At 59.7% G+C, this 13914-nt stretch carries 12 protein-coding genes; 9 read left to right on the top strand and 3 right to left on the bottom strand.

Annotated features, from left to right (window positions below; translation table 11 throughout):
- The first annotated feature begins 69 nt into the window (after positions 1-69).
- A complete protein-coding gene (locus ACR0CA_RS10105; protein WP_480898748.1) occupies positions 70-495 on the top strand; it encodes a GlcG/HbpS family heme-binding protein in 426 nt (141 codons plus the stop codon).
- 199 nt (positions 496-694) lie between these two features.
- On the top strand, positions 695-1474 hold the full coding sequence (locus ACR0CA_RS10110; protein WP_170788346.1) for a gamma-glutamyl-gamma-aminobutyrate hydrolase family protein: 780 nt from the start codon (positions 695-697) through the stop codon (positions 1472-1474).
- 46 nt (positions 1475-1520) lie between these two features.
- Here the strand turns inward: ACR0CA_RS10110 and ACR0CA_RS10115 are convergent, their stop codons facing one another.
- On the bottom strand, positions 1521-3761 hold the full coding sequence (locus tag ACR0CA_RS10115) for a xanthine dehydrogenase family protein molybdopterin-binding subunit (RefSeq protein ID WP_480856876.1): 2241 nt from the start codon (positions 3759-3761) through the stop codon (positions 1521-1523).
- A gap of 3 nt (positions 3762-3764) precedes the next feature.
- Positions 3765-4229: a (2Fe-2S)-binding protein gene (locus ACR0CA_RS10120; protein ID WP_170784166.1), complete on the bottom strand. Its 465-nt coding sequence runs from the start codon at positions 4227-4229 to the stop codon at positions 3765-3767.
- An 88-nt stretch (positions 4230-4317) separates the two neighbouring features.
- On the opposite strand from ACR0CA_RS10120, the gene ACR0CA_RS10125 reads away from it, so the two are divergent.
- A complete protein-coding gene (locus ACR0CA_RS10125) occupies positions 4318-4911 on the top strand; it encodes a TetR/AcrR family transcriptional regulator (protein ID WP_170788349.1) in 594 nt (197 codons plus the stop codon).
- Here ACR0CA_RS10125 and kynU read toward each other — a convergent pair.
- Positions 4904-6097 (bottom strand): kynureninase, encoded by a 1194-nt coding sequence (gene kynU, locus ACR0CA_RS10130; RefSeq protein ID WP_480898752.1) that lies wholly within the window; start codon positions 6095-6097, stop codon positions 4904-4906. The two genes, ACR0CA_RS10125 and kynU, sit on opposite strands and share 8 nt — an antisense overlap.
- A 204-nt stretch (positions 6098-6301) precedes the next feature.
- Between kynU and ACR0CA_RS10135 the strand changes: the two genes are divergently transcribed.
- From ACR0CA_RS10135 to ACR0CA_RS10160, 6 genes are all read left to right on the top strand, one after another.
- A complete protein-coding gene (locus ACR0CA_RS10135; RefSeq protein ID WP_480898755.1) occupies positions 6302-6751 on the top strand; it encodes a methyltransferase family protein in 450 nt (149 codons plus the stop codon).
- Positions 6752-6883: 132 nt separating this feature from the next.
- Positions 6884-8455: a Re/Si-specific NAD(P)(+) transhydrogenase subunit alpha gene (locus tag ACR0CA_RS10140; protein ID WP_170769245.1), complete on the top strand. Its 1572-nt coding sequence runs from the start codon at positions 6884-6886 to the stop codon at positions 8453-8455.
- 13 nt (positions 8456-8468) lie between these two features.
- Positions 8469-9920 (top strand): NAD(P)(+) transhydrogenase (Re/Si-specific) subunit beta, encoded by a 1452-nt coding sequence (locus tag ACR0CA_RS10145; protein WP_480898757.1) that lies wholly within the window; start codon positions 8469-8471, stop codon positions 9918-9920.
- Between the two features lie 283 nt (positions 9921-10203).
- On the top strand, positions 10204-11481 hold the full coding sequence (locus tag ACR0CA_RS10150) for a DUF3422 family protein (protein WP_480898760.1): 1278 nt from the start codon (positions 10204-10206) through the stop codon (positions 11479-11481).
- Positions 11482-11549: 68 nt separating this feature from the next.
- Positions 11550-12686, top strand: a complete 1137-nt coding sequence (locus tag ACR0CA_RS10155) for an MFS transporter (RefSeq protein ID WP_480898763.1) — start codon at positions 11550-11552, stop codon at positions 12684-12686.
- A gap of 15 nt (positions 12687-12701) precedes the next feature.
- Positions 12702-13865 (top strand): M20 aminoacylase family protein, encoded by a 1164-nt coding sequence (locus ACR0CA_RS10160; protein ID WP_170784176.1) that lies wholly within the window; start codon positions 12702-12704, stop codon positions 13863-13865.
- Positions 13866-13914 lie beyond the last annotated feature (49 nt).

Genomic DNA, 13914 nt, shown 5'->3' on the forward strand with positions numbered 1-13914 from the left:
GAACGAGGGGGCTGTCTGCCCCCTCCCGCTCCCTCGAGGATATTGTTAGCCAGATGAAAGGGATCAGGCATGGCTGTTACATTGCGCAAGGCGCGTACGATTGTGCGCAAGGCTTTGGAAAAGGGCCGCGAATTGGAACTGAAACCTCTGTCGGTTGTTGTTCTGGACGCCGGTGGTCATGTGATCGCGTTTGAACGCGAAGATGCTGCCGCGCCAGGTCGTTTTGCAATTGCACAGGGCAAGGCCTATGGCTCGGTCATGCTGGGCATGGCAGGCACCGCGCAGATGGCGCGGGCCGAGGCGCAGGCTTATTTCATGGCTGCTGTAAACGGTGTCTATGGGGGTCAGGTTGTGCCGGTTCCGGGCGGCGTGTTGCTGCGCGACAAGAAAGGCGCCGTGATCGGTGCTGTTGGCGTGACCGGTGACACCTCGGACAATGATGCGATCGCGGCGATGGCCGGGATCGAGGCTGCTGGTCTGACCGGCGAGATCTGATGCATTGGTCAGAGAGTCTGCGGGCTCTCTGACCCTTTGGCGTGTGTGAAGCGCCTGACAAATGGGCATTTGTCCCCATCACAACACCCATGTGCATAGCTGAACAAGTGCCTGCGCTGATACACAGGGGTTGTGCCATTGCGCGCGGCGGGCGTGGCGGCTAGCTTTCCCTGAACACGGAACAAATCAGGAAAGCAGAATGTCTCGACCCATCGTCGGTATCATCGGCAACTCATATTTGATGAACGACCAATACCCGACCCATACGGGTGGGACGATGAATTCGGACGCAGTGGCCAATGTCTCGGACTGTCTGCCGATGCTAATCCCGGCGGACCCGCGCTATGTGTCGGTCGAGGAATTGCTGGAGGTGTGTGACGGGTTTCTGTTGACCGGCGCGCGTCCCAATGTTCACCCCGAGGAATACGGCGAAGCCGCGACGGATGCGCACGGAGAATTTGACCGGGCACGGGATGCAATTGCGCTGCCATTGGTGCGGGCCTGCGTAGAGCGGGGCCAACCGTTCTTTGGCATTTGCCGCGGCTTTCAGGAGGTCAATGTGGCGATGGGCGGGACGCTCTATCCAGAAATCCGCGATCTTCCGGGGCGTATGAATCACCGGATGCCGCCCGATGGCACGTTGGAAGAGAAGTTTGCCCTGCGCCACATCGTGACCCTGTCTGACGGTGGCGTATTTCACCGCCTGATGGGTGCACATGAAGTGATGACGAACTCGCTTCACGGGCAGGGGATCAAAACCGTAGGCCATCGCATCGTTGTTGATGGGTATGCGCCCGATGGTACGCCCGAAGCGATCTATGTGCAGGACGCGCCGGGGTTCACGCTGTCGGTGCAGTGGCATCCGGAGTGGGACGCGGAAAACGACCCGGTCTCGCGCCCGCTGTTCGAGGCGTTCGGGGCAGCCGTGCATGCATGGTCGGAAGGATCAGGTGCGCGGTTGGTTCAACAAAGCGCATAAAATGTACGCCGGTCCGGGAGAGAAGGACCAGACCGGCGCATCGTGATCAAACCAGCAGATTGAACTGATTGATCAGCGGTAGTGCGCGCGCACGCTCGCCCGTCAGGTCGAATAGGGCGTTGCCGAGCGCAGGCATTGAAGGGGGCGTTCCGGGCTCACCCACGCCGCCAAGGTGACGGTTGGTTTCCAGAATGCGCACCTCGGTCGCGGGCGCGTTGTGCATCCGCAGGGCGTCGTAGTCGGGGAAGTTGTATTGCTCGACCTCGCCCTCGGCAAAGGTGATCTCACCCATCACGGCGGCCGACAAACCATAGATCATGCCGCCGAACATCTGGGCCTCTACCGTGCCGGGGTCCAGCGCAAGGCCGACGTCACAGGCGATCCAGGCTTTGGCGATGCGGATGGTGCCGTCTTCGTCAACCACTTCGATCACCTGCGCGACTGGCGTGCCAAAGCTGTAAGTCATCGCGACACCACGCCCGACACCGTCGGGAGTTTTGCCGGTCCAACCCGACATCTCTTTGACCGCTTGTAGTACACCGGCCGAGGGGGCGTGCTCGTCATTCGCCAGTTCCAGCCTGAAATCCAGTGGGTCGCGACCGGCAGCGTGGGCCATTTCGTCCATGAATGTCTCGTGGAAAAACCCGTTATGGCTGTTGCCGACCGAGCGCCAGAACCCTACTGGCACGCTGAGATCCGCAATATGGCCACTGATGCGGTAATTGGGGACGGCGTAGGGCTGGTTGAACAGGCCTTCGACCAGCACCTTGTCGGGTCCGGCACCGGGCAGGCCGGTATAACGCTCAACCGCCTGCTGGGTGCAGGACTGCGCGGCGACCTTGCCGTCGATCAGAACGGCCTGACCGTCCTTGACCGCGCCGCGCATTCGGGCAATCGCGCCGGGACGGTAGTAGTCATGGCGCATGTCTTCTTCGCGGCTCCAAGTGGTCTGGACCGGGACGCCGGGCATGGCCATCGCAACCTTGGTCGCGATTTCAGCAAAGTCCAGCTCTCCGCGCCGGCCAAAGCCGCCGCCCAAATAGGAGGTGTGGATCTCGACCGCGTCCTTGTCCAGGTTGGCGGTGTTTGCTGCACGCGCCAGCAGTAGGGTGGGAGCTTGATTGCCACACCACAGATCTAGCTTGGTGCCGGTGAACAGCGCAGTGGCGTTCATCGGTTCCATCGTGGAATGCGCCAGGTAGGGCACCGTGTATTCGGCGCTGATTTCCGTCGCACCTTCAGGCAGGACATCCACATCGCCATCATCGCGCATTGTCGAGTTCGGAGCGTCGTCGAACGCCTCGGCGATCTTGGCGAACAAACCGTCAGTTTCAGGCGGATAGGGCGCGTCGCCCCAATCCACATCAATGGCCTCGACTGCTTGAATGGCCAACCAGGTGTTGTTGGCGATGACGGCGACACCATTGCCCAGATCGACCACCTGTTCTACACCGGGCATGGTTTTGGCGGCGCTGTCATCAAAGCCGTTCATCACGCCGCCCAGTTTCGGGTTCATCCGGACCGAGGCGAATTTCAAACCCTCAGGGCGCACGTCGATGCCGAACTCGGCGGTGCCGGTGGACTTGCCCAGCACATCAACGCGCGGCAGGTTTCGTCCTAGCAGACGCCAATCCGACGGGTCGCGCAGACCGACATGGGGTGGCTCAATCTGCCCGGCAGCTTCGGCCAGTTCCGTATACGGCAGGCGCGTGCCGTCAGGCGCGATCACCGCACCACCTTCGGTCTTCAGCTGAGTGCGATCAACGCCCAACCGATCCGCCGCCGCCTGTTTCAGCGTTTCGCGCGCGGTGGCCCCGGCTTCGCGCATCCGCTCGAATCCGTCCTTCATCGAGGTCGATCCGCCCGTGACCTGCAGACTGAGGCTGCGGCCAATCACGCCCAAGGCCTCGCCCAGATTGTGCTGGAAATCGGAGATGTCATAGCCCTTGTTCGGCAGCCCTTCGCCCAGCAGAGCGTTGTTGTAATAGGCTGCTGCAGCCGGGCCGTGCAGAACGCGGATATCGTCCAGCTCCACATCCAGCTCTTCTGCGATCAAGGCGGCCCAAGTGGTCATCACGCCCTGTCCCATCTCGGCGCGCGGCGCGAACAGTGTCACACCTTGCTGGTCGATCAGGACAAACGGGCTGAGCGCCGTTTCACCATCGCCGGGTTTCAGCGGGTTGGCGGCGGGGCGACTCACGTAATAGGCACCAAAGGCCACGCCGCCAACAATAGCGGCTGATCCGATCAGGAAGGTGCGGCGCAGGATTTTACCAACAGATGCCATGGCTTACGCCTCCTTCAGTTTGGATGCAGCGTCGTGGATCGCGGCCCGAATGCGGGGATAGGTGCCGCAGCGGCACAAATTGCCCTGCATCGCGTCGTCGATATCCGCATCGGTGGGCGAGGGGTTCTCGGCCAGCAGCGCCGCGGCTTGCATGATCTGGCCCGACTGGCAAAAACCGCATTGAGCGACCTGATGATCCACCCAGGATTGCTGTATGGTGGCCATCGCTTCGGGCGTTCCCAGGCCTTCGATTGTTGTGACGTCGCCCCAGACATCGGACAGGGCAACCTGGCAGGAGCGAACCGCCTCGCCGTCGATATGGACGGTGCATGCGCCACAGGCTGCCACGCCACATCCGTATTTGGTGCCGGTCATGCCCAATTCGTCGCGCAAAACCCACAAAAGGGGCACATCATCGGGCAGGTCCACCTGATGGGAAGTTCCGTTGATCGTCAGATTGGTCGCCATTGCGCTTCCTCTCGGCTTGTCGCTGCGTTGTTCTTCTGACATAAATAGGTGAAACTGTCAGGTCGTCAACTGACAAAATGAGTTAGAAATGTCAGAAGCTGAATTGAAAGATATTGTTGCCGGAGAAAAGAGCCAGTCCATTCTGGAATCGGCCCTTCAGGCGTTTTCGGCCTATGGGTTCCGAAAAACCTCGATGGATGACATTGCCAAGGGTGCGGGAATGTCGCGCCCTGCCGTGTACCAGTATTTCCCGAACAAAGAGACGATTCTGCGCAAGCTGACCCAGCGGTATTATGACCGCAAGATTGCCGCCGTCGCCGAGGCTTTGACAGCCGGGGGGGCAGTGCAACAGATCATCAGCGGCGCGATCGAGGCGCAGACCGATGGGATGGCCGAAATATTGGCGACACCGCACGGACTGGAGTTGCTGGATGTCAGCGTCTCGACCGCTGCCGATCTGGTGACCGAGGGCGAGGCGCAGCTTGTCGCACTTTACGCGAATTGGCTCGGGCTAGAGGCGGCAAACGGGCGTGTGCATTTGTTCGATGAGCCGTCGGAAACGGCCAAAATGATCACGTCGGCCTTGCGTGGGATCAAGGTCTCGGCCGCAGATTCGCAGGAATTCACCCGTTCCAACGCCAATCTGGCAACCCTTCTTGGCGCCGCGCTTGCGATCACGTAACGCGCTGGCGTTGCTTGTATTCCGGGGTATCCCACAGACGGTTGGTCATGATGTCGGCCAGAATTTCCACGGCACGCGCGACATCCTGTTTGTCGATGTAAAGCGGCGTGAAGCCAAATCGCATGATGTCAGGCGCGCGGAAATCACCGATCACGCCACGGGCAATCAGTGCCTGCATAGCCGCATAGCCTTCGGAGAACCGGAACGAGACCTGGCTACCGCGTTGGTTCGGGTCACGTGGGCTGGCCAGCGCCAGTTCGGGGCAGGTGGCCTCGACCCGCGCAATGAACAATTCCGTCAGCTCCACCGATTTTGCGCGTACATCGGCCATGTCCGCCATGTCCCAGATGTCCATCGCTGCCGACAACGCCGTCATCTGGATGATCGGAGGGGTGCCGACCCGCATCCGCTCGATCCCAACGCCGGGGCGGTAATCCAGATCAAAGGCAAAGGGTGCTTCATGACCGAGCCAGCCCGACAGGGCTGGGCGCACTCGGTCGGCCAGCCGCGGGGCGACATAGATAAAGGCGGGCGCTCCGGGGCCGCCATTGAGATATTTATAGGTGCAGCCTACCGCGAAATCGGCATTGCAGCCCGACAGGTCTACGGGAATTGCCCCGGCGGAATGGGCCAGATCCCAAACCGTGATCGCGCCGTTGGCATGAGCCAGTTCGCTCAGCGCCTGCATGTCATGCATCCGCCCCGAGCGGTAGTCGACCTCGGTCAGCATCAAGACGGCGACGTCTTCGGTGATGTTGTCGGCCACGTCCTCGGGTGCCACGACGCGCAATTCATAGTCCGGTCCTAACGAGCGTAGAAGACCATCCACCATATACAGATCCGATGGGAAATTGCCGCTATCGGACAGAACCACCTTGCGGTCCGGGCGCAGTTCCAACGCTGAAGCCACGGCTTGGTACACTTTGATGGACAGCGTGTCGCCTGTTACCACCGCGCCGGGTTCCGCGCCGATCAACCGTCCGATACGATCCCCAAGCGCCACGGGCAGCCCCATCCATCCAGCCTTGTTCCAGCCTGTGATCAGCATCTGACCCCATTCCTTGACCAGCATGTCGTTCACCCGGTCACCAGCGGCGCGCGGCAGCGGTCCCAGAGAGTTGCCGTCCAGATAGACAACGCCCTTAGGCAGATCGAACATGGCTTTGGTCGCTTTGAAATCGGTCATGGATGCTCCGGGCTGATGAAAATTCCGTTTCCTGAAGATGGCTAGCGGATGCGCACAGTGCTGTCCATCGGAAGAGGTTGTGAGTCAGGCGGCGTATTACACTGCTGCGACTATCTGGTATTTTGATATTCAGGTCAGAAAGCGATAGACCGTCGGTCGAAAACGACACTCTGGACCTGAGTGACAGCTGGAAAGACGCCGCGAATGCAGAAAATTGATATCCCTCCGATCTGGTTGCTAGCAGCCGCCGGTCTAGCGTGGCTGCAAGCGCAGTTCTTGCCCATGGGATTGTCCTTCAGCGGTTGGTTTATCGATCTTCTCAGTGGCCTTCTGATTGGCGGGGGTGTTATTCTGGCAGTGCTGGCTGTTGTCGAGTTTCGACGGCATAAAACAACGGTTCTTCCGCATCAGGTGCCGACCCAAATGGTGCAGACTGGCATTTTCAAGCGCAGTCGGAACCCAATCTATCTGGGGGATGTTTTGATCCTGACAGGATTGGTCCTGCGGTTCGATGCGGTGCTGTCCCTGGTGCTGATCCCGATTTTCACGTGGCTGTTGGAGCGCCGCTTTATCGTACCGGAAGAAGACCGGTTACGCCGAAAATTTCGTGCGGAATTCGCCCGTTACGAACAGCAGACCCGCCGCTGGGTCTGAGGATCGACGCGTTGTGACACAGCGTAAATTATGCTGCGCTTGCGAAATAATATTGCGCAGGATAGATCAATGTTTGATGAACCATACCGACCACCCGCTCGGGTCTGAGTGAAAATTAGGGGGATACAGCCGGTGAAGATAGGTACACCAAAGGAAATACTGGACGGTGAAAACCGGGTCGCCATGACTCCGGATTCTGCCGTGCAGTTGCAGAAACTGGGCTATGACTGCGCGATTGAGACCGGGGCGGGTGCCGCTGCCGGGTTCTCGGACGCGGTCTATGAGGCCGCAGGCGTTGAGATCGTCAAGACCGCAGCTGCGTTGTGGAAAGGGGTCGATATCGTCGCTAAGGTCCGCCAGCCCACTGAGACCGAACTGAAGCGTCTGACCAAGGGCAAGACGCTGATCTCGTTCTTCAACCCTGCGGGCAATGAAGACGGGATGGAGCTGGCCAAATCCAAAGGCGCAAACGTGATCGCCATGGAAATGGTGCCGCGTATTTCCCGCGCGCAAAAGATGGACGCGCTGTCCTCGATGGCGAACATCGCTGGCTACCGTGCCGTGATTGAGGCGGGTAACAACTTCGGTCGTTTCTTCACCGGTCAGGTGACGGCTGCGGGTAAAGTACCCCCTGCGAAAGTTCTGATCGTGGGCGCTGGTGTGGCTGGTTTGGCCGCGATCGGTACGTCCACGTCGCTGGGCGCGATCACCTATGCCTTCGACGTGCGCCCCGAAGTGGCCGAGCAGGTCGAGTCGATGGGTGCAGAATTCGTCTATCTGGACTTTGAAGAGCAGCAGCAGGATGGCGCGGCCACTGGCGGGTATGCGTCGGTTCAGTCCGAAGAATTCCGCAACGCGCAGTTGGCCAAGTTCCGTGAACTTGCCCCCGAGATGGACATCGTGATCACCACCGCGCTGATCCCGAACCGCGAGGCTCCTGAGCTTTGGACCAAGGATATGGTCGAAAGCATGAAACCGGGCTCGGTCATCGTCGATCTCGCGGCGGAAAAGGGTGGTAACTGCAAGCTGACTGTCGCGGATGAGAAGATCGTGACCGACAATGGCGTGACCATCATCGGCTATACCGACTTCCCCAGCCGGATGGCGGCGCAGTCCTCGTCTCTGTACGCCACCAACATCCGTCACATGATGGCTGACCTGACGCCTGAAAAGGACGGTCAAATCAACCACGACATGGAAGATGACGTGATCCGCGGCTCGACCGTGACCTTTGAGGGTGAGATCACCTTCCCGCCGCCGCCGCCGAAAGTGCAGGCCATCGCAGCGCAGAAGAAGCCCGAGGTCAAGGAACTGACCCCGGAAGAGAAAAAGGCGCAGGAGATTGCGGCATTCAAGGCGCAGACCAAGCAGCAGTTCACCCTGCTGGGTGTGGGCGGCGCGCTGATGCTGCTGGTGGGTCTGGTCGCTCCGGCCAGCTTCATGCAGCACTTCATCGTGTTCGTGCTGGCCGTGTTCGTGGGTTTCCAGGTGATCTGGGGCGTGGCGCATTCGCTGCACACTCCGCTGATGGCGATCACCAACGCGATCTCGTCGATCATCATTGTTGGGGCGCTTATGCAGATCGGATCGGGCTCGTTCCTGGTGATCCTGCTGGCGGCGCTGTCGGTCTTTATGGCCGGGATCAACATCTTCGGCGGCTTTCTTGTCACCCGGCGCATGCTCGCCATGTTCCAGAAATCTTAAGGAGGCCGGGTAGATGATTGGCTTCACCACTGCCGCTTACGTTGTTGCGGCTGTTCTGTTCATCCTGTCTCTGGGCGGGTTGTCGAACCAGGAAAGCGCCAAGCGCGCCGTCTGGTACGGCATTGTTGGTATGGCGCTGGCGGTTTTTGCCACGCTGGTTGGCCCCGGTTCCGGCCTGTGGCTGCTGTCGCTGCTGCTGATCGCAGGCGGCGGTCTGATCGGGTCCTATGTGGCCAAACGCGTGCAGATGACCGAGATGCCGCAGCTTGTGGCCGCGATGCACTCGCTGGTTGGTCTGGCGGCTGTGTTCGTGGGCTTCAACGCGCATTTTGAGATCGGCAACGTCGCGCAGGTCATGGCGATTGCCGACAGTGCGAAAGATGCCGACCTGTCGGATCTGGGTGCCTTTGCCAAGCTGATCGCCAAGAAGACGGCGGCCGAGCTGACCATCCTGCATGTGGAACTGTTCCTGGGCATCTTCATCGGTGCGATCACCTTTACCGGTTCTGTCGTGGCCTATGGCAAGCTGGCGGGCAAGGTGACCTCGGCGGCGACCAAGCTGCCCGGCGGTCATGCGCTGAACGCGGCTGCGGCTGGCCTCTCGCTGATCTGTCTGATCTGGTACACCGCCTCGGGTGGTCTGTTCCCGCTGATCCTGATGACACTGGCGGCGCTGTTCATCGGCTATCACCTGATCATGGGGATCGGTGGCGCGGACATGCCGGTGGTTGTGTCGATGCTGAACTCGTATTCGGGTTGGGCTGCGGCGGCTATTGGCTTCAGCCTCGGCAACGACCTGCTGATCGTGGTCGGTGCGCTGGTTGGCTCGTCCGGTGCGATCCTGTCCTACATCATGTGTAAGGCGATGAACCGTCATTTTGTCAGCGTGATCCTGGGCGGCTTTGGCGGCACCTCGGGCCCGCAGATGGAAGTTGAGGGCGAGCAGGTTGCCATTGACGCCGATGGTGTTGCGGCTGCGCTGAACGACGCCGACAGCGTGATCATCATCCCGGGCTACGGCATGGCGGTTGCACAGGCACAGCAGTCTGTTTCCGAACTGGTCCGCAAGCTGCGCGCCAAGGGCAAAGAGGTGCGCTTTGCGATCCACCCTGTTGCGGGTCGTCTGCCGGGTCACATGAACGTGCTGCTGGCCGAGGCCAAGGTGCCTTATGACATCGTGCTGGAGATGGACGAGATCAACGAGGACTTCCCCGAGACAGACGTGGCCATCGTGATCGGGTCGAACGACATCGTGAACCCTGCGGCGCAGGAAGATCCCAACAGCCCAATCGCCGGGATGCCGGTTCTGGAATGCTGGAAAGCCAAGCAGGTGTTTGTGTCCAAGCGTGGTCAGGGCACCGGCTATTCGGGCATCGAAAACCCGCTGTTCTTCAAAGAGAACACCCGCATGTTCTATGGCGACGCCAAGCAGTCGCTGGACAAGCTGCTGCCGATGATCGACTGAGCATCCGGTTCAGAGAAATTGCAAAGGGCGCCTGCCGGCGCCCTTTTCTTTTTTTGATGTTGGGGGGCTTTGCCCCCAAAGCCCCCCAGGATATTTTTTGGCCAGATGAAGCATGGGGGGTTTGCTTTTTTGGTGTTTGAGGCTGCTAGGTTTCAGGTTGGCAGTTATTTCAACAAGATAGCAGGTATGTATGAGAAGGTATTCTTGTAACTATAAGAAATAAAAAGAGAATTGATGAGAGGCCTGAACATCGTATAGTGCGACGGTGACTTCGGAGCCCGTTATGACCCCCATAGATGATCATCCTTTGCGCTATGCTCTGGCCAATGAATTGCATGCGCGCCCTTTTCCGGTGGCGTCCTCTCCTTGCACGGTAGTGTTTCTGGCGATCAAAAAATCCGAAGCAGCGGTGGCGCGGGATCGGGATGAAGATATCGCGCATCTGATCAATCTGCTGGACCGCCATGGCGCACAGCATCCGCAGCCTGACGCCACGCATTATGCCGGACAGATCGGGCGCCATTGGTTGAAATGGGAGCAACATACGGAATTTGTCACTTACACAGCGATTACGCAAAATGTCAGTGATCGTGCCTTCAATCCAGCCGATTTCGAGGTGTTCCCCCCCGATTGGTTGATGTCCAGCCCCGGTCAGCGTGTGACCTCGGCCATGATCCGTGTGGTCCCGCGGGCGGAGGAGGAGGCGGTGCAGGCCGCGCTTGGGGATTGGTTTGAACCTGAAAGCTTGGCTGTGGCGCGGGTGCTGGACGACTCGGCCATTTGTGCCAGTGACTTTCGCATCGACCCGGCTGGACACATGCGCTTTGCGCTGTTTGTCGACGAACAGACAGGGCGGCGCAGGACCGGGCGGATTATTCAACGCCTGTGCGAGATCGAAACCTACAAGGCCATGTCCATGTTAGGCTTTGCAAGGGTGAAGCAGCTGACGCCACGGATCAGTGAGTTGGACGCACAGCTGACCCGGTTGATGGGGCAGATGACTGACAATTCGGCGCACCCCGATGAGCTATTGCCAGATTTGTTGTCGACTTCGATCGAACTGGAGACACTGTCTGCCCGCTGTTCGTTCCGCTTCGGGGCCACGGGGGCATATGAAGCGATTGTCAATCAGCGGATCGAAGTGTTGCGCGAAGAACGGTTCGCGGGGCGGCAGAGTTTCGCGGACTTCATGATGCGCCGCTATGATCCGGCCATTCGGACTGTGAAATCCACCGAACGTCGGTTGCAAGCCTTGTCCGACCGGGCGATCCGCGCCGGAGAGTTGCTGCGAACGCGGGTGGATGTGGAGCGCAGCGCACAAAACCAGGCGTTGCTGGAGAGTATGGATCGCCGGTCCGATCTGGCGCTGCGGTTGCAGCATACGGTCGAAGGGCTGTCGGTGGTTGCGATCAGTTATTATGCAGTCTCGCTAGCCAGTTATTTGCTGTACCCCTTGACCAAGGCTGGGATCAGCAAAGGTATGCTGACCGCTATTGTTACGCTGCCGGTCGTGTTTTTGGTCTGGTACGGGATTCGTCAGATACGCAAGCGGTTGGAATAATCCGCATTTGCTAATCCAGGGAGCGTCTATAGAACGGAAACAGGCAGGGACGTGCGAAGGATTAGAGCGTGATCGGAATATTGGCCGCATGGCGGGCCGTGGCGGCCATGTTCATCTTGAATGGTGCGCTTTTCGGTATCTGGGCCTCGCGCATTCCGGCGGTCCGCGACCGGCTGGATCTGACGCATGAGGCCTTGGGATATGGTCTGCTGTTTATGGCGGCAGGTGCGGTGTGTTCTTTTCCGGTCACGGGGCGTTTGACCGACAGGTTTGGTGCTGTTGTGATTACGCGGGTCATTGCCGTCCTCTATACGTTTTCCCTGATCCTGCTGGCCTTTGCGGGCGGGTTCTGGGCGCTGGCGGCGTTTCTGTTTGTATTCGGGGCCTTTCATGGCTCGATGGATGTGGCGATGAACGCCTGGGCGGCCGAGGTCGAGCAGGCCTATGACAAGCCAGTCATGTCCTCGTTTCACGCGATGTGGAGCCTTGGGGCAGGGCTGGGCGCGCTCAGCGGGTATGGCGCTGTGCAGTTGGGTTTGTCTGTCTTACAGCACTTCTTGCTGGCGGGCGGTGTTGTGGTCGCGCTGGCGTTGGCTTTTTCCTGGGTGCGATGGTCGTCGCGGCGGGTTGAGACGTCAGGTGGGGCGGTTTTCGCGTTGCCAACGGGGGCCTTGGTACTGGTGGGGTTCATCGCACTGTGCGGCGCTTTGGGCGAGGGCGCGGTCGCAGATTGGAGCGCGATTTTCCTGCGTGATGTCACCGGAGCAGCAGAAAGCGTCGCTGCGTTGGGATATGCGGTGTTCTCCGTTACGATGGTGGCGTTCCGGCTGGCAGGCGGGTTTGTCATCGCTCGGTTTGGCGCGGTGCCTACGGCACGGTTCGGTGGGGTTTGTGCGGCTTTGGGCGTGATCGGGGTTGTTGCGGCCAACGCGCCGGGACCAGCGCTGGCTGGGTTTGCGTTGATGGGTGTCGGCTATGCGGTGATTATGCCGCTTGCGTTCAGCCGAGCTGCCAATGATGCGACGATCCCACCGGGGCAGGCCATCGCCAGCGTGGCGACGTTGGGCTATGGCGGGTTGTTGATCGGACCTCCGCTTATTGGGTTTTTGGCCGAAATGCTTACATTGCGTTTGGCGTTCATGGCGCTGTTGCCGCTGGCTGTGTTCATTGTGCTGCTATCTGGTGCATTGAAGACAGACAGATAGATTTGGGAGAGAGAAATGCCGATCAAAAACCGCTTTGCGGAGTTGCAGACGGAAATTACGGAATGGCGGCGTGACATTCACGAACATCCCGAAATTCTGTTTGAAACGCACCGGACCAGCGCTCTGGTCGCGGAAAAGTTGAAGGCGTTTGGGTGTGATGAGGTGGTGACGGGCATTGGCCGAACCGGAGTTGTTGGGGTGATCAAAGGCAAGGCTGACACCAGCGGCAAGGTCATAGGGTTGCGGGCGGATATGGATGCGCTGCCGATCCTTGAGGCGACAGGGCTGGACTATGCCTCGAAAACTGAAGGGGCGATGCATGCGTGCGGCCATGACGGGCATACGGCAATGTTGCTGGGGGCGGCCAAATACCTGTCCGAGACGCGGAACTTCGATGGCACTGTTGTGGTGATCTTTCAACCGGCCGAAGAAGGCGGTGGCGGCGGTCGCGAGATGTGTGAAGACGGGATGATGGACCGATGGGGTATTCAAGAGGTCTATGGAATGCACAACTGGCCGGGTCATCCCGTTGGCAGTTTCGCCATCCGGCCCGGTGCGTTTTTCGCGGCCACCGATCAGTTTGATATCGTGTTTGAAGGCAAGGGCGGTCACGCGGCCAAGCCACATGAAACGGTGGATACGACAGTGATGGCCGCACAGGCTGTGTTGGCCTTGCAGACCATCGCCGCGCGGAATGCCGACCCGGTGGATCAGGTGGTGGTGTCAGTCACTTCGTTCGAGACCTCTTCCACTGCGTTCAACGTGATCCCTCAGACGGTCAAGATGCGCGGCACTGTGCGGACTATGAGCACCGCCATGCGCGACTTGGCCGAGAAGCGGATTGGCGAAATCTGCAACGGTGTTGCTGCGACCTTTGGCGGGCGCGTCGATGTCACCTATTACCGGGGCTATCCTGTGATGGTGAACAGCGAGGCGCAAACCGAGTTTGCAGCTGATGTGGCGCGGTCGGTGTCCGGTGCATGCGAAGAGGCACCTTTGGTCATGGGGGGTGAAGATTTTGCGTTTATGCTGGAGGAGCGGCCGGGCGCGTATATTTTGGTGGGCAACGGCGACACGGCAGCGGTGCATCACCCAGAGTATAATTTCAACGATGAAGCGATACCGGCCGGGTGTAGCTGGTGGGCTGAGATTGTTGAACAGAGGATGCCGGCGGCTTGAACGTGAGGGCCGGTGGGGGCTCTGCCCCCACGCCCCCGGGCTATTTTTA

This window comes from Ruegeria sp. F12, from assembly GCF_056533885.1.